The organism is Pantoea sp. paga (genome assembly GCF_007558755.1).
Taxonomy (GTDB): Bacteria; Pseudomonadota; Gammaproteobacteria; order Enterobacterales; family Enterobacteriaceae; genus Pantoea; species Pantoea agglomerans.
The window spans coordinates 188,394-211,612 of record NZ_VLTF01000005.1 but is presented as its reverse complement, the minus strand read 5'-3'; the positions used below and the strand labels follow the sequence as shown (position 1 = coordinate 211,612).

The window sequence follows — 23,219 nt, the reverse complement described above, 5'->3', positions numbered from 1 at the left end:
AAACTCCTTGCTGATCAATATCTGGATGTAAAAAACCCCGGACCAGCCGGGGTTTTGTCTGACGATGTTGCGTCTTATTTGTTGTACTGCTCTGACATGGTATTGCCTGGGTTTGGCGTACGCGGTTCATCAACCGGACGTGGCGCCTTTGGCGTACCGTTGCTGTCTGAGTTGCTGCCTGGATCTTCCCAGCCCGCTGGCGGACGCACTTCGCGGCGCGCCATCAGGTCATCGATCTGCGGCGCATCAATGGTTTCATACTTCATCAGCGCGTCTTTCATCGCGTGAAGGATGTCCATGTTCTCACCCAGAATCTGACGAGCACGCTGGTAGTTGCTGTCGATCAGGTGCTTAACTTCCTGGTCGATGATGCGGGCCGTTTCATCAGACATATGTTTCGCTTTCGCGACAGAACGTCCGAGGAACACTTCACCCTCTTCTTCTGCATAGAGCAACGGACCCAGTTTTTCAGAGAAGCCCCACTGCGTCACCATGTTACGCGCCAGATTGGTCGCAACTTTAATATCGTTGGACGCACCGGTAGAAACCCGTTCTGCACCGTAGATGATCTCTTCTGCCAGACGACCGCCGTAAAGCGTTGAGATCTGGCTTTCCAGTTTCTGACGGCTGGCGCTGATCGCGTCGCCTTCAGGCAGGAAGAAGGTCACACCCAGTGCGCGACCGCGCGGGATAATCGTTACTTTATGAACCGGGTCATGCTCTGGCACCAGGCGACCAATAATGGCGTGGCCTGCTTCGTGGTAGGCAGTTGACTCTTTCTGCGATTCCGTCATCACCATGGAGCGACGTTCCGCACCCATCATGATTTTGTCTTTCGCTTTCTCGAACTCTACCATCGAAACCACACGCTTGTTTGAACGGGCCGCGAACAGCGCTGCTTCGTTAACAAGGTTGGCCAGATCGGCACCCGAGAAGCCTGGCGTACCACGTGCAATGATTGCTGCATCAATATCTGTAGCCAGTGGCACACGACGCATATGTACTTTCAGGATCTGCTCACGACCGCGAACATCTGGCAGGCCAACTACAACCTGACGGTCAAAGCGACCTGGACGCAGCAGCGCAGGGTCCAGTACGTCAGGACGGTTAGTTGCGGCGATAACGATAATACCTTCGTTACCTTCGAAACCATCCATCTCAACCAGCATCTGGTTCAGCGTCTGCTCACGTTCGTCATGTCCACCGCCTAAACCGGCGCCACGCTGACGACCGACGGCGTCGATCTCATCGATAAAGATGATGCACGGAGCCGCTTTTTTGGCCTGCTCGAACATGTCACGCACACGGGATGCACCGACACCAACAAACATTTCCACAAAGTCAGAACCGGAGATGGTAAAGAAAGGCACCTTCGCTTCACCGGCAATCGCTTTTGCCAGCAAGGTTTTACCGGTACCCGGTGGCCCCACCATCAGAACGCCTTTTGGAATCTTACCGCCCAGCTTCTGGAAACGGCTTGGCTCACGCAGATATTCCACCAGCTCAGCAACTTCATCTTTCGCTTCGTCACAACCGGCTACGTCGGCGAAAGTGGTTTTAATCTGGTCTTCCGTCAACATGCGGGCTTTGCTCTTGCCGAAGGACATCGCGCCCTTACCGCCGCCGCCCTGCATCTGACGCATAAAGAAGATCCACACACCGATCAGCAGCAACATCGGGAACCACGAAATGAAGATTGAAGCCAGCAGGCTTGGTTCTTCCGGCGGTTCGCCAACCACTTTGACGTTTTTGGTCAAGAGGTTATCGAGCAACTTGGGATCGTTGACAGGAATGTAGGTCGTGTATTTATTGCTGTCTTTTTTAACGACGTTAATTTCACGCCCGTTAATACGTGCCTCGCGGACCTGATCCTGGTTCACTTCCGACAGGAAGGTTGAATAATCAACCCGACGGCCATTCGACTCGCTGGGCCCAAAGCTCTGGAATACTGACATCAGCACGACCGCGATGACTAACCAGAGAATCAGGTTTTTCGCCATGTCACTCAAGGGATTAACCTCATATTACAACGGTGTTAACAGATAGCGTAGGGTACTATAGATCCCGCATACATGGAATCGCAGCAAAACTGCGGACTTCTCCAGCAATTTGGTTATAGTTTGCGCCCAGTCGCCACAATATACACTTCACGTGAACGTGAACGTGAAGCGTCCGGCTTACGAATTTTCACTTTCGTAAACAGGGAGCGAATTTCCCGCAGGTATTCATCGAAGCCATCTCCCTGAAACACTTTCACTACAAAACTGCCGCCAGGTGCCAGGATATCCCGACACATCTCCAGCGCCAGCTCGACTAAATACATCGACCGGGGAATATCTACGGCAGGTGTACCACTCATATTCGGCGCCATATCGGACATGACAACCTGAACTTTTTGATCGCCAACGCGTTCAAGCAGCGCATTGACTACCGATTCTTCACGAAAATCGCCCTGAAGGAAATCGACACCGACTATCGGATCCATTGGCAGGATATCACAGGCAATGACTCGCCCTTTGTTCCCAATTTGCTGTACCACATATTGCGACCAGCCACCGGGGGCAGCTCCCAGATCTACCACGGTCATGCCGGGTTTGAACAGCTTGTCACCCTGTTGTATTTCATCAAGTTTAAACCAGGCGCGCGAGCGCAACCCTTTTTTATGCGCCTGGAGCACATATTTATCGCTAAAGTGTTCCTGAAGCCAGCGGCCGGAGCTGGCCGAACGCTTTTTACCCGTCATAATATTTCCAACTAAATCGTCATCGTAGCGATAAACCTGCACGCAATGGGTTGCGTCGATTTGGTGATATACCCGAGATGGCGGTAGAATGAACCGTTTTCAATCCCTGAGTAAGTAAAAAACTACGATGAATCTAAGTACCAAACAAAAACAGCACCTCAAGGGCCTCGCCCATCCGCTCAAGCCAGTGGTTATGCTGGGTGGCAATGGCCTGACTGAAGGCGTGCTGGCCGAAATCGAGCAGGCTCTGTCGCATCACGAACTGATCAAGGTAAAAATTGCCTCGGAAGATCGTGAAACGAAACAGCTGATCGTTGAGGCTATCGTGCGTGAGACCGGTGCCAGCAACGTACAGGTGATCGGCAAAACGCTGGTGCTGTATCGCCCCTCTAAAGAGAGCAAAATTTCTCTGCCACGCTAAGTGGGCAAAGAAAGTGACATGCTCTTACCTCAGATAAAAGGCCGCAATGCGGCCTTTTTCCTTTCTTTACATTGTGCTTTAACGCTTTTCAAAGCGTAGCAACATCTTAAAGGTATTCCACCTTCAGGATTTCATACTCAACGTCGCCGCCCGGGGTTTTAACGATAGCCACGTCATCGGCCTCTTTACCCACCAGGCCACGCGCCATCGGCGAATTGACCGAAATCAGATTTTGCTTAAAGTCCGCTTCGTCATCGCCCACAATGCGATACGTCGCTTCTTCGTCGGTTTCGACGTTCAGCACGGTAACGGTTGCACCGAAAATCACGCGTCCGGTTTTCGGCATCTGAGTGACGTCGATAACCTGCGCATTGGAGAGTTTGGCTTCAATCTCCTGAATACGACCTTCGCAAAAACCCTGCTCTTCACGTGCAGCGTGATATTCCGCGTTCTCTTTTAAATCGCCATGTTCGCGTGCGTCAGCGATAGAGGCGATAATGCGCGGGCGCTTCACGGTTTTCAGCTCGTTCAGCTCTTCGCGCAATCTTTCAGCGCCTCTTAACGTCATCGGAATCTGATTCATTTAAGCTCCTCGCCATCTTTCCTGTTTAACGATGTCATCCTGACCGGTGACTGCAGAAAAAAGCGTTCTGCGGCGCATTAGCCCGTTTTGCAAATAAAAGAATCCTGACCCGGAGATGCTTCCAGGCCAGAAAAGAGTTTTGCAATTTGATACGTATTTTACCCCAGAGTTCCCTGCGGGTCATCGTTTACTTTGCACCGTCCAGCGACGTAGTATTGACGCCCTCACCTGCCAGTTACCGCGAGATTATGCGATTTTCACGACTTGTTACCGGATTAAGCTGCGCATTTATGCTGCAGGCACACGCAGCGCCAGTTGATGAATACATGCAGTACCTGCCAGACGGTGCCAATCTGGCGCTGATGGTGCAGAAAGTAGGCGCATCAACCCCGATTATTGATTATCACGGAAAACAGATGGCCCTGCCCGCCAGTACCATGAAAGTGGTAACGGCGCTGGCAGCATTGCTGGAGCTGGGTGGCGACTTCCGTTTTCAGACCACTTTTGAGACTCGCGGCGCCATTATCGATGGCACACTGAACGGCGATTTAGTCGCACGTTTCGGCGGTGATCCCACCTTAAGCCGGCAGGATCTGCGCAACATGGTGGCGGCGATAAAGAAGCAGGGCATTAACCATATCAAAGGCAATCTGGTTATCGACACCTCCGTTTTTGCCAGTCACGACATGGCGCCGGGCTGGCCGTGGAATGATATGACTCAGTGCTTCAGCGCCCCGCCGGGTGCGGCAATCGTTGATAAAAACTGCTTCTCGGTGTCGCTCTACAGTGCTAATACGCCGGGTGAGAATGCCTTTGTGCGCATCGCCTCCTATTATCCGGCGCATATGTACAGCCAGGTGCGTACCATTGGCCGCAACAGCGGCGAAGGGCAATATTGCGAGCTGGATGTGGTGCCGGGCGAGCTGAACCGCTACACCCTCACGGGCTGTATGCGCCAGCGCGCGGAACCGCTGCCGCTGGCATTTGCGGTGCAGGATGGCGCGGCCTGGGCTGGCGAAATACTCAAGGCAGAACTGCGGTCGTCTGAGATTGACTACAGCGGGCATCTGGTAAGACAGACACAGGTCACTGAACCAGGTACGGTGCTGGCATCGACCCAGTCCGCGCCGCTGCATACGCTGCTGCACACCATGCTGAAGAAGTCAGACAACATGATTGCCGACACGGTGTTTCGCACCATTGGTCATCACTACTTCAATGTGCCCGGCACGTTCCGCGCCGGACAGGATGCCGTTCGCCGCATCCTGAAAGCCAAAGCCAATGTCGACATGGGTAATAGCATTCAGGTGGATGGTTCCGGTCTCTCCCGCCATGACCTGATTTCGCCGCAAACCATGATGCAGGTTTTGCAGTTTATTGCGAAGAATGACAATACGCTGGATTATATTTCGATGCTGCCGCTGGCAGGTTACGACGGCACGCTGCAGTATCGCGGCGGGCTGCATGAGGCGGGGCTGGATGGCAAAGTCTCGGCGAAAACCGGTTCACTGCAGGGCGTCTATAACCTGGCGGGCTTTATTACTACTTCCAGTGGCGCGCGGGTGGCATTCGTTCAGTTTCTTTCCGGTTATGCGGTCCCGCCGGAAGATCAGCGTACCCGCCGTATTCCGCTGGTGCGATTTGAGAGCCGTCTCTACCGCGATATCAATCAGAACAACTGATTATTCAGTCATAAAAAAAGCGCAGCGGTCAGGTCAACCGCTGCGCTTTTTATTGCCTGTCCATCAGAAGCGGGTGTTCACGCTCATATAATAAGTGCGGCCCGACTCGTTAAAGGTATTGGCCCCTGCGCCATAGAGCCACGCTCCGGTGGTGGCATTGCCGGTGGTCTGCGCGTTGCCCTGACGGAAATGACGCTTGTCGAACAGGTTGTCGATACCCACGGTGACGCTGGCATATTTATTAACGTCATAGGTGCCGCTCATGCCTACAACCGAATAGGGGCTAACCTGATCGGTGGCGCTACCGGTGACGGCGTTACCTTTATAGTCATATTTCTTCGGTACCTGTTTACCGTACCAGGTCAGCGTCGTTTGCAGGGAGAGGTCCTGCATCGCCTGCCAGCTCAGCGTCGAATTGAGCGTATATTCCGGAATAATCGACAGACGATCGCCAGTCTCTTTATTCTTACTCTGCAGCATGTAAGTGAAGTTATTGTTCCAGGTCACGCTGTCGGAGAACGGAACATTGACCGTGCCTTCCAGCCCCTCGACGACCGCTTTTGGCACATTTTCCCATTTGTAGATGTCGGTTTTGCCGTTAGATGCGGTGCCGGTTGGCGCCGTGCCAGCCTCGATCTTGTTACGGTAGTCGTTGCGGAACCAGGTCAGGCCCGCCTGGTAGCCGTCGCGCTTCCATTCGACCCCAATCTCTTTATTGATGCTGTTTTCCGCTTTCAGATCGTCATTACCCATCAGATAACAGGCTCCGGCACTGGCGGCGCAGCCCTGACCGTTGCTGTAGAGCAGATAGTTCGGGTTGGTCTGATAGAGGCTCGGGGCTTTGTAGGCGCGCGCAATGCCCATTTTCAGGGTGAACTCATCGCCTAATCCCTGTGACAGGTTGAACGACGGGCTCCAGTTATCGCCGACAATCGAATGGTGATCGAAGCGCAGGCCCGGCGTCAGCATGGTGCTGTCGGTCAGCTCAATATTGTCTTCGGCAAACAGCGAGAAGATCTCCGCCTGTGAATAGGGTGTGCGGCCGGTCGTAGCGATACCGGGAATCGTCCCGTAGCTGGCGGCCTGAGTCGTCGATGAAGGATCCTTCATCCGCTGCTGATTCCATTCCGTCCCGAAAGTCGCGGTCTGGTTCACCAGCCATTCAAACGGCACGCTGACCTCACTGTGCAACAACACATCATCCAGCTGGATGGTATTGAAGTTGCTGTTGGCGAAGATGCCTTCGGTGCCGCCCGCCAGCCCCTCATTCAGACGCGCGTTGCGGGTATTCTCATATTGCGCGTAAGTATTGGTGCTGATGCCATTATCCCAGGCACCGGTCCACTTAACAGAAAAGTTCTGCCGATAGAGCCGGTTGGTCTCGTCACCATATTTGCTTTTCACCAGGGCGTTGGTATTGGTGTTCTGCGTGTCCCCGGCATAGAGGTTGCCCTGACGACTGTAACCGGCCCCCACTTCCAGCGTCTGCATCGGCGCAAATGCCCAGCGCAGCAGGCCATGAATATCTTTGTTGATCGAGCCTTCACGGCCCGCCGGGTACGATCCGGCGTAACTGCCGGTGCGGTCTGCGGCGTGCCCTTCATTAATGTCGTAAGCATCAGCCTGCGTTTTTGCCAGTCCGCCATAGAGCCGGAAACTGACATCATCGCCCAGTGGACCTTCAAGGCTGAAGTTGGTGCGACGGGTCGCGCCCTCCTCCTTGTGTTCCGGCACGTTGTAATAGGCGCTCCATGAGCCGTGCCACTGATTATCCATCTCTTTTTTAGTGATGATGTTCACCACGCCGCCCGCTGCACCGTTACCGTAACGGGCTGCTGCCGGACCGCGGATCACCTCAATGCGATCAATGATCTCTGGCGGCACCCAGTTGGTGTCGCCGCGCGTATCACGCTCGCCACGCCAGCCAAGCCGAACCGCGTTGCGGCTGGTCACCGGCAATCCATCAATCAGAATCAGGGTATTTTCCGGCCCCATGCCGCGGATATCGATCTGGCGATTGTTTCCGCGCTGGCCGCTGGTGGAGTTACCGGTCAGATTGACGCCAGGCATGGTGCGGATAATTTCGGCGACATCGCGTGCGGGTGGATGTTTTTTAATTTCGTCGGCGGTGATGGTCGACACGCCAGGTGCCTGCAACGTCTGCTCGGCGGCGGTCACCATCATGGTCTCGTCGTGGAGGGTATCGGAGGTGCTGCTGTCGATGGCCGGTTCGCGGGGGGCTTCGGCAGCCACGGCACCGGCAGAAATGAGAGAGGCGGTGAAACCCAGTTCAATCATAATGGCTAACGAAAGCCGGGATAACTTTTTCATTTTTCTGTTCCTGGAGTGCCGGCGAGGATGCCACTGCCGGCGTGCCGGTAAAAAAGTAATAACCTTGCCTGCAACGTTTTCCCCTTGTCGCCGGGCCAGCGTCAGAACCGCTTTGCATCAGTCTGAAAGCCGGTGCGGCAGAGAGGATGCGCGCGCTCCCTGTCGGGCGGAAACACCCTATTGCAAATGCAAATAATTATCAATACTATTATTCATAACATGCATGACCCTAATCAAGGGTGATCGAAAGATGGCGCGTATGACGTGGTTAAATGAAGAAACCGGCAGTGAACGCTGGTGGCAACAGCAGCAGCAACGGGGCATTCCTCTGGTTGAAGCTGGCGAAAAGGGAACCTGTCAGGTCACCTTTTTCTGGCGCGATCCCCAGGGTGACACGCAGCACTCCGATACCCGGCGCGTCTGGATCAATATTACCGGCGTAACCGATCATCATCATTCTGCGGTCCCCTCCTCATTAACGCCTGTTCCCGATACCGATGTCTGGTGGTGGCAAACCGCCCTGCCCGCTGACTGGCGCGGCAGCTACTGCCTGATTCCTGATAGTCAGGAAGAGACTTTTACCGGGCAGGCCGATATGCAGGCAGTGCGCCAGTGGTGGCGTCAGAAATTCCCGCAGGCGCAAAGCGACCCGCTGAATCCTTTGCGAAGCTGGGCGGGTGGACGCGGAATGAGGGTCTCGCCACTGCACCTGCCACACGCGCCGGATCAGCAGGTGTGGCGTGCGGTTGATGAAGGCCGTGCCGCCGATATTCCGCTGCAACACTATTTGTGGCGCAGCGAACGGCTGGGAAACCAGCGTCAGATCTGGATCTCTGTTACCGGAGACGCCAGTGCAGGCGATCGTCCGCTGGTACTGCTGCTGGATGGTCAGTTCTGGGCACAGAACATGCCGGTTGCCGGCCCGCTTCAGCAACTGACAGAGGCGGGCGAACTGCCCCCTGCGGTCTATGTCATGATCGACATCATCGACCGCGAACACCGCACGCGTGAGCTGACCTGTAACCCTGACTTCTGGCTGGCGATTCAGCACGAGCTGTTGCCGCAGGTTCAGCGCTGGGCGCCGTTTCGTGCCGACAGCACGCTGGTAGCGGGACAGAGTTTTGGCGGCCTTTCTGCCGCTTACGCCACCCTGACCTGGCCGGAAACCTTTGCTGGAGCGATCAGCCTCTCCGGTTCGTTCTGGTGGCCCGCGCGCGGCGACCCCAATGGCTGGCTGCCACAGCAGTTACAACAGGGTTTGCTGCAGGCACCCCCTCGCCGCTTCTACCTGGAAGCGGGAAGACGCGAGCGGCTGATTCTGGCAGCAAACCAGCAGTTTCAGCGCGATCTGACCGCCGCCGGACATCAGGTCAGCTATCACCCGGTTGAAGGCGGCCACGATGCGCTGTGCTGGCGCGGCGGACTGCTGGCAGGCCTTAAAGCCATGTGGCAATAGCCCTGAACCGCTTATATCCCGCCTTCTGCGCGCCACTGAAAGATATCTATGCAGGACAGCGGCGTTAGCGCGCCCGGTGACTGCGGACAGGAGACCGACATGCAACAACTTAACCCTTTCGACGATCCGCAACAGGATTGTCAGGTGCTGAAGAACGATCAGCAGCAGTACAGCCTATGGCCCGCCTTTTGTGCGATTCCGGCAGGATGGCAGCCGGTGTTTGGCCCCGGACCACAGGCTGACTGTCTGAGCTGGCTGAATGAAAACTGGCACGATATCCGTCCGGTTATGACGCAGGACAGAGGCGAAAATGTCTGAGATCACCCTCAACCCGCAGACAGAACAAAAAACGCTGCCACTGGTGGCCGCTCAGCCCGGAATCTGGATCGCTGACCAGCTATCGCCCTATTCCAATGCTTACGCCGTGGCGCATTTTGTCGAACTGCGCGGTGCGCTGAACAGCGCGCTGCTGTCACGGGCCATAATTGCTGGCATGCAGGAAGCGGACACACTGAATATGGCCTTTGGCGAGCTGGAGGGTGAACCGCTACAGTGGCCTGCACCCCAGGCTTTCCGCGAGCCTGAGGTGATCGATCTGCGCGACGCCGCCGATCCTGAGGCCGCAGCACGTGCGCTGATGCAGCAGGATATGACCGGCGATCTGCGGGTGCTGAGCGGCGCGCCGCTCTACCATCACAGCCTGTTTCGGCTGGATGAGGATCACTGGTACTGGTATCAGCGATACCATCATCTGGTGGTCGATGGTTTTAGTTTCACCGCCCTGACCCGCCGTATCGCCAATCTCTACAGCGCCTGGCAGCGCGGCGACACGCCGGAGCCGAGCCCGTTTGTGCCGTTCAGCGACGTCGTTGATGAATATCAGCGCTATCAGCAATCTTCGGGCTGGCAGCGCGATCGCCAGTTCTGGCTGGAGAAAGGGGCGCAGTTACCTGCGCCCGCCTCGTTGTCCGCTCTGCCGCTGGCCGGTCAGAGCGCCAGTACCGACCTGCTGCGCCATACGTTTGCCGTGGATCGCGACACGTTTCAGGCTTTGCTGACGCACACCGGGCAGCACAACCTCAGCGCCGCGGATACCGCCTTTGCGCTGGTGGCGTTATGGCTGGCGCGCCTCACCGGCCAGCATGCGTTCGCCGCCGGTTTCATCTTTATGCGCCGCATCGGCTCGGCCGCGCTTTGCGCCACCGGGCCGGTGATTAACGTGCTGCCAATGGCGGTGCATTACGATCCGACACAGCCGCTGACGGCACTGGCCGGGCGTCTGGCGGGTGAAGTCAAAAAAATGCGTCGTCATCAGCGTTACGATGCTGAACAGGTGCAGCGCGATCTGGGTCGCTCCGGTGACAGCGATCCGCTCTATGGGCCGGTAATCAACCTGAAGATGTTTGATTACCAGCTCGATTTCGCTGGCATCAAAGGCATAACCCATCAACTGGCGTCAGGACCGGTACGCGATCTGGAGATTGCTATCTACCTCAGCGAACAGGGCGACCTGACGCTGGAGTTACTGGCTAATGCACAGCGCTACAGCGACACAACGCTGAAGCAACACGCCAGCCGCTTTGTCCTGCTGCTTCAGCAGCTTGCCGTCCGGCCAGCCAGTGCCTGTGGCGAGCTGGACATGCTGATGCCGGAAGAACATCAGCAGCTCGCGGCGATCAACCAGACTGCCGTAATGCTGCCCGCAGAAACCCTGAGTAGCCTGCTGCTTCGTCAGGCACAGCGTTCGCCGCGCGCTCCGGCACTGGCAGATGAGGGGCATCAGCTTAACTATCAACAGATGCAGCAGCAGGTCGCCGCGCTGGGACAGCAGTTGATTGCGCAGGGAGTGACTCAGGGTGATATCGTCGCCGTAGCGCTGCCGCGTTCAGTCTTTTTATCGCTGGCGCTGCAGGCGATCGTCAGCGTGGGTGCAACCTGGCTGCCGCTCGATACCGGCTATCCGGACGATCGGTTACAGATGATGCTGGAAGATGCCGCGCCGAAAACGCTGATCACCTGCCGTGAACTGGCCGATCGGCTGGCGGCACTCTCACCCGTCGCGCCACTGTTTTACGACGCGCTGTTAACACCCGTTGATAGCGTACTGATGCAGGCCCCATGCCCACAGGATGGCGCATACATCATCTATACCTCCGGCTCGACCGGCCGGCCAAAAGGGGTGCTGGTCAGTCATGAGGCGATCGTCAACCGTCTGTTATGGATGCAGGATCGCTATCCGCTCGGCAGCGATGATGTGGTGTTGCAGAAAACCCCGAGCAGCTTTGATGTTTCGGTATGGGAGTTCTTCTGGCCGCTCATCGTCGGCGCACAGCTGGTGATGGCACCGCCCGATGCTCATCGCGACCCGGACGCGCTGCAGCAGCTGTTTGCCCGCTACCGCGTGACCACCACCCATTTTGTCCCGTCGATGCTGGCTGCTTTTGTCGCTTCGCTGCAGGAAGATGACGCGATAGCGCGCTGCGCCACCCTGCGCCGGGTTTTCTGTAGCGGCGAAGCGCTGCCCGCAGAGCTATCGCGCCACTGGCAGGCACTGACCCGGGTCCCCTTGCATAATCTTTATGGCCCGACCGAAGCGGCGGTTGATGTCAGCTACTATCCGGCCTTTGGCCCGGAGCTGGCGGCCGTCGAAGGGGCCAGCGTGCCGATTGGCTTCCCGGTCTGGAACACCGGCTTACGGATTCTGGATGCGCGTCTGCAGCCGGTGCCACCGGGCGTGACTGGCGATCTCTATCTGACCGGCGTGCAGCTGGCGCATGGCTATCTTGATCGTCCCGACCTCACTGCCAGCCGGTTTGTCGCCGATCCGTGGGGTCACGGCTCCCGGATGTACCGAACCGGTGATGTGGCGCGCTGGCTGCCGGATGGTGCGGTGGAGTATCTGGGCCGCAGCGACGATCAGCTAAAAATTCGCGGGCAGCGTATCGAGCTGAACGAAATCGACCACGCCATGGCTGCGCTACCTGGCATTGAGCAGGCCGTCACGCATGCGGTGGTGCTGGGGAGCAGCAGCGATCAGCAGGGCGATGCCCGCCAGCTGGTCGGCTATGTGGTGGCTGATGGCCCGATCGATACCGACGCAATACGTCAGACTCTGGCCTCACAGTTACCGGCGCATATGGTGCCGGTGGCGATTGTTCAGCTGGCGGAGTTACCGCTCAGCAGCAACGGTAAGCTGGATCGCAAAGCGCTGCCGCTGCCGCAAACGCAGGCAGCACTGGCTGGTCGCGCGCCGCATCCCGGACTCGAAACGACACTGGCACAGGCGTTTGCCAGGCTGCTGGAGTGCGAACCAGTAAGCGCCCAGGATGATTTCTTCTCGCTGGGCGGCCACTCCCTGCTGGCGATGCGGCTGGCAGCACAGCTGCGCCGGACGCTGAATCAGCCGGTGTCGGTGGGCCAGATCATGGTGGCATCCACGGTAGAAAAGCTGGCAGCACTGCTCTGCAGCGAGCCAGCGGATGTGGCTCGTGCCGGATTTGAAGCGGTATTACCCTTGCGACGCGGCACTGGCCCGACGCTGTTTTGCTTCCATCCCGCCTCCGGTTTTGCCTGGCAGTTCAGCGTGTTGCAGCGCTATCTGGATGCACGCTGGTCGCTACTCGGCATTCAGTCACCCGACACCGCCAGCCCGCTGAACCAGGCGCAGCACCTTGACGCGGTGTGTGAGGCGCATCTGGCGACGGTGCGTCAGCAGCAGCCACAGGGGCCTTACTATTTCCTGGGCTACTCGCTGGGCGGCACGCTGGCGCAGGGTATCGCCGCGCGGCTGGAGGCCGAAGGTGAAAACGTTGCCTTCCTCGGACTGCTGGATACCTGGCCACCGGAGACGCAGAACTGGGATGAACGGCGCGGCGAAAATGTGCTGGATCCGGCGGTGCTGGAAGAGGTTAATCGTGAGCGCGAGCAGTTTATCGCTGCGCAGCGGCAGCAGGCCGGTGAAGGAATGGAGGCACTGTTTACTACCATTGAAGCCAACTACGCCAGTTCGGTGCGCCTGCTGGCAACAGCGCGCAGTGCTCGCTTCAGCGGACACGCAACCCTGTTCCTGGCGGAACAGACGCAGCAGCCCGGTCAGGATGCACGCCGCGCCTGGGCGCCCTATGTCGGCGAGCTGACTATCTGGCCGCTGGACTGTGCGCACGTCGAGATCATCTCACCGCGCATGTTCGAACAGATTGGGCCACGACTGCAGCAGTGCCTGGCGTCGCTGAATCCCTGAGCCGCTCTGACTTTGCGCTTTCTCCACCCGAAGAAAGCGCAGGTCAGCCTCTTCCCAGCGGCACAATCATCGGCGTACCGGCCACCGGATCGTTAATGATGATGCAGCGCAGGCCGTAGATCGCTTCTATCAGTTCCGGCGTGACGATCTCCGCCGGTTTCCCTTCGGCAATGATTTTCCCGTCTCGCATCGCAATCAGGTGGCTGGCATAGCGGCACGCCTGATTGAGATCGTGCAGCACCACCACCAGCGTACGACCATGCTGCTGATTGAGATCCTGCATTAATTCCAGCAACTCAATCTGATGGGCGATGTCGAGCCAGGTGGTCGGTTCATCCAGCAGCAACAGTGGCGTCTGCTGAGCCAGCACCATCGCAATCCACACCCGCTGCCGCTGGCCGCCAGAGAGCGTATCAACCTGCTGCTGCGCTAAGTCTGCCACGCCGGTAGCCTGCATTGCCTGCTGAACAGCCGTCTCATCGTCCTGTCGCCAGCGACCAAACAACGACTGGTGCGGATAACGCCCGCGCGCGACCAGTTCGCTGACGCTGATGCCCGCTGGCGCATTCGAGCTTTGCGGTAGCAGCCCCAGCCGACGCGCCACCTCTTTGGTAGCGTAGTGAGCAATCGCATTGCCATCCAGCAGCACCTGGCCTTTCAGGGGCGAGACCAGACGGCTTAAGGTACGCAGCAGCGTCGACTTTCCGCAGGCGTTGGGGCCAATAATAACGGTCAGTTCACCGTCGGGGATCGCGACGGTGAGATTCTCCGCCACGATTTTTTTGTCATACCCCAGCGTCAGCGCGTCGCCCTGCAAACGTGTTTTCACTGTCATTGGCGTCGCGCCTCCCGTACCAGTAGAGCAATCAGATAGAGTCCGCCCAGGCTAACCGTGATGACGCCAACCGGCAGCTGATAAAGCAGGAAAAAGTGCTGCGCGGCGTAATCCGCGGCGGTTAACAGCAGCGCGCCGCACAAGGCAGCCAGCGGCAGCGCGCCTTTGATACCGCCACACAGCCGACGAGCAATCTGCGGTGCCAGCAGCGCAATAAAGGAGATAGGACCCACCAGCGCGGTAGAGGCGGCGGTGAGGATCACGCCCGTCAGCATCAGCAAAATGCGGCTGCGTTCAACCGGTACACCCAGCGCGCAGGCAGTGTCGTCACCCATCTCCAGCAGACGCATGCGCCGGGCCAGCATGCTTGTGGCCAGCAACGCCAGCAGCAGCACCGTAATCACCGGTGTCGTTTTCGCCCAGGTAATGCCGTTGAGTGAACCGGCGCTCCAGAGCCCGGCGCTCAGTGCCGCTTCCAGTGAGGCGCTGATAATCAGCCAGCTGTTCAGCGCCATCAGCAGCGCCCGCACGCTGATGCCTACAATGATCAGACGAAAGGTCTCCACGCCGTTGCGCCAGCTGAACAGCCAGACCACGCCCGCGGTGAGCAGTCCGCCAAGCAGTGCCGCCAGCGTCATGCCCTCCATGTTTTGCTGGAACAGCACCAGCGCCACCAGCACGCCGCTGTAAGCGCCGGTATTGAAACCCAGAATATCGGGGCTGCCCAGCGGGTTGCGCAGCAGCGACTGAAAAATTGCCCCGCTGACGCCCAGTGCCGCACCAATCAGCAGCGCCATCATGACGCGCGGCAGTCGCCACTCCAGTACAATCAGCTGTATGTTACGCGCCGCCTCGCCGTTGATAAGGGCCCACAACTGGCTGGCGGAGATCGGTAAGGTGCCGCGCGTAATGCTCAGAAAGGCCAGCACCCCGCAGGCCATCAGCAGCATCAGCGCATTAATCATCACCCGTTTCATAGCTGCCCTCTTCCCGACTTGCGGCGCACCAGCACAATCAGCATAGGCGCGCCCAGTATGGCCGTGACAATCGACACGCGCAGTTCACCCGGTACCAGCAGCCGTCCCAGAATATCGGCGGCCAGCAGCAAACAGGGGGTGATAAGAAGGGTTCCGGGCAGCATCCAGCGATGATCGTTACCCAGCAGCCAGCGGGACAGATGTGGCGTCATTAAGCCGACAAAAGCGATGGGGCCGACAGCAGCTGTCGCCGCCCCACTCAGCAGCGCAATAGCCAGTAATCCCACCAACTGGGTACGCATCACCCGGGTACCCAGCGCGGTCGCCATATCACCGCCCATACTCAGGCTGTTGAGCGAACGCGCCAGCAGCAGCGCCAGCAGGCTACCGGCGACTACCGCCGGAAAGGTGGTGCGCAGAATGGCAAAATTGCGGATATCCAGCGAGCCGCTGTGCCAGAAACGCAGATGATCGTAGATGTCAGGATTGAGCAGCGATAAACCAGAGGTTAACCCCTCCAGCACCGCGCCCAGCGCCACGCCTGCCAGCGTCAGACGCACCGGGTTAACGCGGCCACCGCCCAGCGCGCCGGTCAGCGCCACCAGCAGGGAGGCCAGCAGTGCGCCCGTAAAGGCAAAGCCAAGCCAGTCAGCGGGGGAATCTGCGCCAGACAGGGCGATGCCCAGCACCACCGCAAAGCCCGCACCGGCGTTGATACCGAGAATGCCGGGATCGGCCAGCGGATTGCGCGTCAGGCTCTGCATCAGCGCGCCCGCCAGACCTAAACTGATCCCGGCCAGCAGACCCGCCAGGGTGCGCGGCAGTCGGGCATCGCGCACGATGACACAATCGACGCGGTTACAGTCGCTGAATAAGGCCTGCGTGACATCATGAAAGGGGATAGATTTGGCACCCAGCATCAGGCTGAGCGCGAGAAGCAACAACAGCAGCATCCCTGAACCTGCTATTGCACGAAGTTGACGCATAACGTTTAAACCTTCACCGATTCATTGAGATCGCAGCACGAGTCATTATGATAATGATACTTGTTATCGTTATTAGTGATTTTTTGTATGTTACCATGACTCCCGGACTCAATGATGAGGAAAATGGGTGCAAAAAAGCGACGTTATGAACAAACCCTCCCACTTTATCGATCTCAGCCTGCTGAGAACCCACCCCGCCTTTCGCGCCATTTTTATCGCCCGCTTTATCTCCATTGTCGCCCTCGGCATGCTGGCGGTGGCGGTACCGGTTCAGATTCAGCAACTGACGCAGTCGCCGCTGCTGGTGGGTCTGGCGGTGACGCTGGCCGGTGCCGGCATGTTTATCGGCCTGCTGACTGGCGGCGTGCTGGCGGATCGCTATGAGCGCCGACGTCTGATCCTGTTTGCCCGATCCACCTGTGGCCTGGGCTTTGTCGCCTTATGCATCAATGCCCTGCTCCCTTCGCCGTCGGTGATCGCCGTCTTTGTGCTGGGACTGTGGGATGGTTTTTTCGGCGCGATAGGCGTCACCGCGCTGCTGGCGGCAACTCCGGCGCTGGTCGGGCGTGAAAATCTGATGAAAGCAGGTGCGATTACCATGCTGACGGTGCGCTTTGGCGCGATTCTCTCCCCGGCCATTGCCGGACTGGTCATCGCGCAGGGCGGTGTGGCGTGGAACTACGGACTGGCGGCGTTCGGCACGTTGCTGACGGTGTTAACCCTGCTGCGGTTGCCGCGGCTTGCGCCACCGCCGCAGCCGCGTGAACATCCGCTGAAAGCACTGGTCAGCGGCGTGCAATTCCTGTTTGCCAGCCCGATTGTTGGCATGGCGGCGCTGGTCGGCGCGCTGGTAACGTTAGCCAGCGCGGTGCGCGTGCTCTATCCGGCGCTGGCGCCACACTGGCAGGTCGGCGTGACGGAGTTAGGGCTGATGTATGCCGCCGTTCCGCTGGGTGCTGCCACAGGTGCGCTCACCAGCGGACGGCTGGCACAGTCACCACAGCCGGGCCGCCTGATCCTGGCGAGTGCTATTGCTGCTTTCGTCGCACTGGCTCTGTTCAGCCTGATGCCGTGGTTCAGCGCGAGTCTGGTCTGCCTCGCGGTCTTTGGCTATTTCAGTGCCATCAACAGCCTGGTGCAGTACGCGATGATCCAGACGCTGACGCCTGATGCGCTGCTCGGCAGGATCAACAGCCTCTGGACAGCGCAGAATGTCACCGGCGATGCGATAGGTGCAGCGATGATTGGCGCGATGGGTTCACTGCTGTTGCCGCAGCAGGCGGCCAGCCTGTCTGGTCTGGCAGCCACCGTGCTGGGCATCATCATGTGGCTGCTGATGGCGCGTCTGCGTCGCTATCAACCGCCTGCACCGGCGGAAACGGGATCATGATTTAACGAACAGCGTTTCCAGCCGCGTCAGCAAATTGCTGGCGCTGTAGTAGTCGAGCCGGAAGCTATCCAGCCCCAGCGCATAAACCGCTTTTGCGCGCACCGCTGGGGTCTGTGCCAGGAAAGGGTTGCTCATCACCTGTGCGGCAGTGGGCTCTTCAGCGGCAAACAGCAGATATGATTGACCATTAAGGCCTGCCGCCAGATTTTCCCCTGACAGTTGCAGGATATCTTTACGCTGTCCCATGCTGTGACCAGCCTGAAGAGTGGCCGGCGGCGTCGCCAGAGTGAAGCCCAGTTGCTGCAGCAATTTCCCCTGCGCCGACGCATCCGTCCACAGATTGACTGCCCGGCCATCCCCGTTCCACACCATCGCTGAAACCGGCTGCGGCGGCAGGGTCAGCTTCGCTTTCAGAGCCTTTTCTCGCGCATCAAACTCAGCTTTCCGGGCGGCAGCTTCCGCTTCATGCCCGGTCGCCTCACCCAGCAACGTCACCAGTTGCTGCCAGCTTTTATCGTCGTAATTCACCACCAGCACCGGCGCAATCGCCGCGAGCTGATCGACCAGTTTGATCGCCGAATCATTCCCGGTGGCGCTGACCACAATCAGGTCTGGCGCTTCAGCAGCAATCGCTTCTGCACTGGGCTCACCAATGTAGAGACGTTTTACGCCGCGCTGTTTGGCCACTTCGCCCCACTGACGGAAGAATCCCTGCTTATCAGCCAGCCGACTGCCGGGTGCAGTTGCGCCACTGGCGACGACCGGCGCATCAATCGCCAGCAGCGAGCCTGTCAGGGTAACGCTGGTCGAAACAATGCGCATGGGTGCCTGGGTCAGCGTGATATTGCCTGTTGCCCCGGCGACAGTCCGCGGCCAGCCGGTCTGGGCAGCAGCGGTAACGCTGAACAGGCTGATACTCAGGAAAAACAGCGCTATCGCCGATGTGACACCATGTTTACTCATAGATTTTCGTCCACTTTTACCCGCAAAAAGAGAGAGACCATTTGTGCTGATTTAACCGGCCATGCCAGCTGAATCGCCGCGTAATTATTGACACTTTCGGCTAATCAACGTAGGTTACTGGCCCACAATACAAATGATAATCATTATTAGTTATCTTATCATTTATAGGTGGAAATTATGGTGGAATCGCTGGCATTTGAACATCCCTTGTTGCAGGATTTCCCGGCACTCTGCCGTGGCTTTCTGTTTACCTCTCCCTGGCAAAGCCTGACCACACAGGGCTGTTTTACTACCCTTACCGCGCCGGTGAAGCAGGGTGAGCAGCTGACAGGGGAGTTTCAGCAGCAACTACAGCACCATTTTGCTTCAGCCAGAAAACAGGGCATTGCCCATCCCATTCTGGTGGGTGCAATCCCCTTCGACGTGGATCAGCCCGCTGCGCTGTTTATCCCTGAGTCGTATCAGACCTTTAACCGTGACGACCTCAACGCCAGTGCCTCTCTGGCTGAGGCTGAACTGCCGCAGGTGCGTCGCCGCACGGCGGTGCCGGAACATGACATTTTCATCGACATGGTTGCGCAGGCAGTGGCTGCCACGCAGCGCGGCGATCTGGATAAAGTGGTGTTGTCGCGGCTGATGGATATCGTGGCGGAACAGCCGGTTGATACGGCCGCCCTGATGCAGCGCATCGTGGCGCAGAACCCTAACAGCTATCACTTCCATCTGCCGCTGCCCGATGGTGGCGCGCTGGTTGGCGCCAGCCCGGAACTGATGATTCGTAAGCAGGGCCGCCAGTTCAGCTCCTGTCCGCTGGCCGGTTCAGCGCCGCGTCATCGCGATCCGCAGCATGACCAGGCCTCTGGCGACAGCCTGATGCACTCAGCAAAAGATCGTCATGAGCATAAGCTGGTCACGGATGCGATGCGTGCGACGCTGCAGCCGCGCAGCCGCCTGCTGTCGGTCCCCGAGACACCTTCACTGCTGACCACCGCAACATTGTGGCATCTCGCTACGCAGATTCAGGGTGACGTGCTGGACGATCGCGAAAATGCGCTGTCACTGGCCTGTCTGCTGCATCCGACACCGGCCCTCAGCGGCTTCCCGCATCAGCGTGCTCAGGCGCTGATTCAGCGACTGGAGCCATTTGAACGTCAGTTGTTTGGCGGCATCGTCGGCTGGTGTGACGATCAGGGCAATGGCGAATGGGTCGTCACCATTCGCTGCGGTACGGTGAATGGCCCGCGGGTGCGGCTGTTTGCGGGCGCAGGCATCGTAGCGGACTCACAACCTGAATCAGAATGGCGTGAAACCGGCGTCAAACTCGACACCATGCTTCGCGCTTTTGGACTGCAATAAAGGAACCTGTATGACGATTTCCTATAGCCGCTGGCCGGACGATCTGGCTGCACGTTACCGTGAAAAAGGCTACTGGCTCGATCTGCCGATGACCGATATCCTGGAACGTCATCGCGACAGCGAGAGCGTAGCGGTGATTGATGGCGAACGACAATTTACCTATCGCCAGCTGGCGGCGCTGAGTGACAACCTGGCCGCGGCATTGCAGCGTCGCGGCCTGAAGTCAGGCGATACGGCGCTGGTGCAGCTTGGCAACGTGGCGGAATTTTACCTGACGCTGTTTGCCCTGTTCAAAATCGGCGTCGCCCCGGTTAACGCCCTGTTCAGCCATCAGCGCACCGAACTGGCCGCCTATGCCAGTCAGATCTCGCCGAGCCTGTTAATTGCCGATCGCAGCCACGCACTGTTCGCCGATGATGCGTTTATTGCGCAACTTCGCCGCGATCAGCCTTCACTGCAGCAGGTGATCCTGCGTAATGACGCTCAGACGGAAAACAGCCTCGACGCCCTGCTGGCTGAACCCGCGGACAACTTCATCGCAACCCCGACCGCAGGCGATGAAGTCGCCTTTTTCCAGCTGTCGGGAGGCAGTACCGGTACACCGAAACTGATCCCACGCACCCATAATGATTACTACTACAGCATCCGTGAGAGTGACGTTATCTGCGATGTTACCGCCGACACCCGCTACCTGATCGCCCTGCCCGCCGCGCATAACTTCCCGATGAGTTCGCCGGGTGCGCTGGGCGTTTTTTACGCGGGCGGACAGGTGATCTTAGCCGCCGATCCCAGCGCAACGCTCTGCTTCCCGCTGATTGAAAAGCATCAGGTCACCGATACCGGCCTGGTTCCGCCCGCTGCCAGTCTCTGGCTGCAGGCGATTCAGGAATGGGGCAGCAATGCCGCGCTGGCCTCGCTGCAACGCATTCAGGTCGGTGGCGCAAAGCTGGGCGAAACGCTGGCCGCGCGCATCCAGAACGAGATCGGCTGCACCCTTCAGCAGGTATTTGGTATGGCGGAAGGTCTGGTGAACTACACCCGACTGGATGACGATGAGCAGACCATTCTCACCACGCAGGGACGCCCGATCTCCCCGGATGACGAGGTGTGGGTCGCCGACGATCAGGGTAATCCATTGCCAGCAGGCTCCATCGGTCGACTGATGACCCGTGGTCCTTATACCTTCCGTGGCTACTACAACAGCCCGGAACATAACGCCGCCAGCTTCGATGACCAGGGCTTTTACTGCTCTGGCGATCTGATTGAGATCACGCCCTCTGGCAACATCATCGTGCAGGGCCGGGAGAAAGATCAGATCAACCGGGGCGGCGAAAAGATCGCAGCCGAAGAGATCGAAAACCTGCTGCAGCGCCATGCGGATGTGATCCACGCTGCGCTGGTCTCCATGAGTGACGAGCTGATGGGTGAAAAAAGCTGTGCCTTTATCGTTACCCGTCAGCCGGTTAAACCGGTGGCGCTGCGTCGTCACCTGCGTGAACTTGGCGTCGCAGAATTTAAGCTGCCCGACCGTATTACCTGCGTAGATGCCCTGCCGCTGACCGCGGTCGGAAAGGTGGACAAAAAACGTCTGCGCCAACAACTTGCCGATCAACAAGCGCAAGCCTGATCTGTCCGGAGATTTTCAATGGCTATTCCACAACTGACCTCTTATCCGCTGCCAGCCGCCACCGAGTTGCCCAACAACAAAGTGAAATGGATGCTGGAGCCGGACCGTGCCGCCCTGCTGATCCACGATATGCAGCGCTATTTTCTCAACTTCTGGGGCGAAAATAGCCCGCTGGTTGAGCAGGTAGTCGACAATATTGCCCGGCTGCGTCGCTACTGCAAAGCGCAGGGCATTCCGGTGTTTTACACCGCTCAGCCAAACGCGCAGAGCGATGAAGATCGTGCGCTGCTCAACGACATGTGGGGACCGGGACTGAATAAACATCCCGATCAGCAGAAGATCGTGGATGCGCTGGCACCGGATGAGGACGATCAGGTCCTGACCAAATGGCGCTACAGTGCATTTCACCGCTCGCCGCTGGAGTCGATCCTGCAGGAGATGGGCCGCGATCAGCTGATTATTACCGGCGTCTATGCTCATATTGGCTGCCTGACTACGGCCACCGATGCGTTTATGCGCAATATTCAGCCGTTTATGGTGGCCGATGCGCTGGCTGACTTCAGCCGTGAGGAACATATGATGGCGCTGACCTACACCGCGGGCCGTAGCGGAAAAGTGGTGATGACCGCCGATCTGATGCCTGTGCCACTCAGCAAAGATGATCTGCGCGCGTTAATCCTGCCGCTGCTGGAAGATGATGATGCGCCGGAAGATGATGAAAACCTGATTGATTACGGTCTGGATTCAGTACGCGTGATGGCTCTGGCGGCACGCTGGCGTCAGGTACATCGTGATATCGATTTCGTCAGCCTGGCGAAAAATCCGAGCATTGATGGCTGGTGGGCGCTGCTGGCGCGGGAGCCGGCGAAATGAGCCACACATTCGACTTCAGCGGTAAAATCGTCTGGGTAACCGGTGCCGGCCAGGGCATCGGCTATCATACTGCGTTAGCCTTTCATCAGGCTGGCGCGCAGGTCGAGGCTTTTGATCAACGTTTCAAGGGCCATGATTACCCGTTTCCCTGCCACATGATGGATGTGGCCGATCCGGCTCAGGTCAAAACGATCTGCCAGCGCGTATTGGCCGCGCAGCCGCGCATTGATGTGCTGGTCAACGCAGCCGGTATCTTACGGATTGGTGCTACCGATGAGCTGTCGTTTGCCGACTGGCAGGCGTGTCTTAACGTCAATGCGGGCGGCGCGTTTAATCTGTTCCAGCAGACATTGCCACGCTTTCGCGAACAGCGCGCCGGCGCCATCGTCACCGTCGCGTCTAATTCGGCTCATGCCCCGCGTATTGGCATGTCCGCTTATGGCGCTTCAAAAGCGGCGCTGCGCAGTCTCTGTCAGACCGTGGGTCTGGAGATGGCGCCCTATGGCGTCCGCTGCAACATCGTTTCACCGGGTTCCACCGACACCGATATGCAGCGCAGCCTGTGGCACACACCGACGGGTGAGCAGGAGATGATTGCCGGCTTCCCGGATCAGTTCAAGCTGGGTATCCCGCTGGGTAAGATCGCGCAGCCGCAGGAAATTGCGGCCACTGTACTGTTTCTCGCGTCGGATCTTGCCAGTCATGTGACGCTGCAGGATATTGTGGTTGATGGTGGCGCAACCCTGGGAGCCTGAT

General features: G+C 58.2%; 18 protein-coding genes. 10 read left to right on the top strand and 8 right to left on the bottom strand.

The window, feature by feature from the left end:
- Positions 1–74 precede the first annotated feature (74 nt).
- Together ftsH and rlmE are read right to left on the bottom strand one after the other, a co-directional pair.
- Positions 75–2,000 (bottom strand): ATP-dependent zinc metalloprotease FtsH, encoded by a 1,926-nt coding sequence (ftsH, locus tag FOV68_RS15555; RefSeq protein WP_031592034.1) that lies wholly within the window; start codon positions 1,998–2,000, stop codon positions 75–77.
- Between the two features lie 113 nt (positions 2,001–2,113).
- Positions 2,114–2,743, bottom strand: coding sequence for a 23S rRNA (uridine(2552)-2'-O)-methyltransferase RlmE (gene rlmE / locus FOV68_RS15550; protein ID WP_010251807.1), 630 nt, complete (start codon positions 2,741–2,743; stop codon positions 2,114–2,116).
- Positions 2,744–2,870: 127 nt separating this feature from the next.
- Between rlmE and yhbY the strand changes: the two genes are divergently transcribed.
- Positions 2,871–3,164: a ribosome assembly RNA-binding protein YhbY gene (gene yhbY, locus FOV68_RS15545; protein WP_010251809.1), complete on the top strand. Its 294-nt coding sequence runs from the start codon at positions 2,871–2,873 to the stop codon at positions 3,162–3,164.
- Between the two features lie 106 nt (positions 3,165–3,270).
- On the opposite strand, the gene greA is transcribed toward yhbY, so the two are convergent.
- Positions 3,271–3,747, bottom strand: coding sequence for a transcription elongation factor GreA (gene greA / locus FOV68_RS15540; protein ID WP_010251811.1), 477 nt, complete (start codon positions 3,745–3,747; stop codon positions 3,271–3,273).
- 248 nt (positions 3,748–3,995) lie between these two features.
- On the opposite strand from greA, the gene dacB reads away from it, so the two are divergent.
- Positions 3,996–5,429: a serine-type D-Ala-D-Ala carboxypeptidase gene (gene dacB / locus FOV68_RS15535; protein ID WP_010251813.1), complete on the top strand. Its 1,434-nt coding sequence runs from the start codon at positions 3,996–3,998 to the stop codon at positions 5,427–5,429.
- 63 nt (positions 5,430–5,492) lie between these two features.
- Here dacB and FOV68_RS15530 read toward each other — a convergent pair whose 3' ends face one another.
- The gene (locus tag FOV68_RS15530) at positions 5,493–7,760 is read right to left on the bottom strand and encodes a TonB-dependent siderophore receptor (protein ID WP_137241144.1); all 2,268 of its coding nucleotides are present in this window, start codon (positions 7,758–7,760) and stop codon (positions 5,493–5,495) included.
- A gap of 250 nt (positions 7,761–8,010) precedes the next feature.
- Here FOV68_RS15530 and fes point away from each other — a divergent pair, with 250 nt between their 5' ends.
- The 3 genes from fes to FOV68_RS15515 all read left to right on the top strand — a co-directional run bounded on the left by fes (position 8,011) and on the right by FOV68_RS15515 (position 13,456).
- Complete coding sequence (gene fes, locus FOV68_RS15525; protein ID WP_083070319.1) at positions 8,011–9,216, top strand: enterochelin esterase; 1,206 nt, start codon at positions 8,011–8,013, stop codon at positions 9,214–9,216.
- A gap of 99 nt (positions 9,217–9,315) precedes the next feature.
- The gene (locus FOV68_RS15520; RefSeq protein WP_060681688.1) at positions 9,316–9,534 is read left to right on the top strand and encodes an MbtH family protein; all 219 of its coding nucleotides are present in this window, start codon (positions 9,316–9,318) and stop codon (positions 9,532–9,534) included.
- Positions 9,527–13,456, top strand: a complete 3,930-nt coding sequence (locus FOV68_RS15515; protein WP_143991166.1) for an enterobactin synthase subunit F — start codon at positions 9,527–9,529, stop codon at positions 13,454–13,456. The genes FOV68_RS15520 and FOV68_RS15515 overlap by 8 nt, the downstream gene beginning before the upstream one ends.
- A gap of 43 nt (positions 13,457–13,499) precedes the next feature.
- On the opposite strand, the gene FOV68_RS15510 is transcribed toward FOV68_RS15515, so the two are convergent.
- Genes FOV68_RS15510 through fepD form a run of 3 tightly spaced genes read right to left on the bottom strand, consistent with a single transcriptional unit; the run spans position 13,500 to position 16,254 of the window.
- A complete protein-coding gene (locus tag FOV68_RS15510) occupies positions 13,500–14,291 on the bottom strand; it encodes an ATP-binding cassette domain-containing protein (protein ID WP_010251825.1) in 792 nt (263 codons plus the stop codon).
- Entirely contained in the window at positions 14,288–15,268 is a 981-nt protein-coding gene (fepG, locus tag FOV68_RS15505) for an iron-enterobactin ABC transporter permease (RefSeq protein ID WP_143991165.1), read from the bottom strand. Before fepG ends, FOV68_RS15510 begins: the two co-directional genes overlap by 4 nt.
- Positions 15,265–16,254 carry a Fe(3+)-siderophore ABC transporter permease gene (gene fepD / locus FOV68_RS15500; RefSeq protein WP_083070323.1) on the bottom strand — a complete coding sequence of 330 codons (990 nt, stop codon included), beginning with the start codon at positions 16,252–16,254 and terminating at the stop codon, positions 15,265–15,267. The genes fepG and fepD overlap by 4 nt, the downstream gene beginning before the upstream one ends.
- A 145-nt stretch (positions 16,255–16,399) precedes the next feature.
- Between fepD and entS the strand changes: the two genes are divergently transcribed.
- On the top strand, positions 16,400–17,644 hold the full coding sequence (gene entS, locus FOV68_RS15495; RefSeq protein ID WP_143991164.1) for an enterobactin transporter EntS: 1,245 nt from the start codon (positions 16,400–16,402) through the stop codon (positions 17,642–17,644).
- On the opposite strand, the gene fepB is transcribed toward entS, so the two are convergent.
- On the bottom strand, positions 17,639–18,607 hold the full coding sequence (gene fepB / locus FOV68_RS15490; protein WP_031592025.1) for a Fe2+-enterobactin ABC transporter substrate-binding protein: 969 nt from the start codon (positions 18,605–18,607) through the stop codon (positions 17,639–17,641). The genes entS and fepB overlap by 6 nt on opposite strands.
- Before the next feature lie 177 nt (positions 18,608–18,784).
- On the opposite strand from fepB, the gene FOV68_RS15485 reads away from it, so the two are divergent.
- From FOV68_RS15485 to dhbA, 4 genes are read left to right on the top strand one after another with little or no spacing between them, the layout of a single operon-like run.
- Positions 18,785–19,963, top strand: coding sequence for an isochorismate synthase (locus tag FOV68_RS15485; RefSeq protein ID WP_039386938.1), 1,179 nt, complete (start codon positions 18,785–18,787; stop codon positions 19,961–19,963).
- 10 nt (positions 19,964–19,973) lie between these two features.
- Positions 19,974–21,590, top strand: coding sequence for a (2,3-dihydroxybenzoyl)adenylate synthase (locus FOV68_RS15480; RefSeq protein WP_143991163.1), 1,617 nt, complete (start codon positions 19,974–19,976; stop codon positions 21,588–21,590).
- 18 nt (positions 21,591–21,608) lie between these two features.
- Positions 21,609–22,463 (top strand): isochorismatase family protein, encoded by an 855-nt coding sequence (locus FOV68_RS15475; RefSeq protein ID WP_069025735.1) that lies wholly within the window; start codon positions 21,609–21,611, stop codon positions 22,461–22,463.
- Positions 22,460–23,218, top strand: a complete 759-nt coding sequence (gene dhbA, locus FOV68_RS15470; RefSeq protein ID WP_031592022.1) for a 2,3-dihydro-2,3-dihydroxybenzoate dehydrogenase — start codon at positions 22,460–22,462, stop codon at positions 23,216–23,218. The genes FOV68_RS15475 and dhbA overlap by 4 nt, the downstream gene beginning before the upstream one ends.
- The last annotated feature ends 1 nt before the right edge of the window (position 23,219 follow it).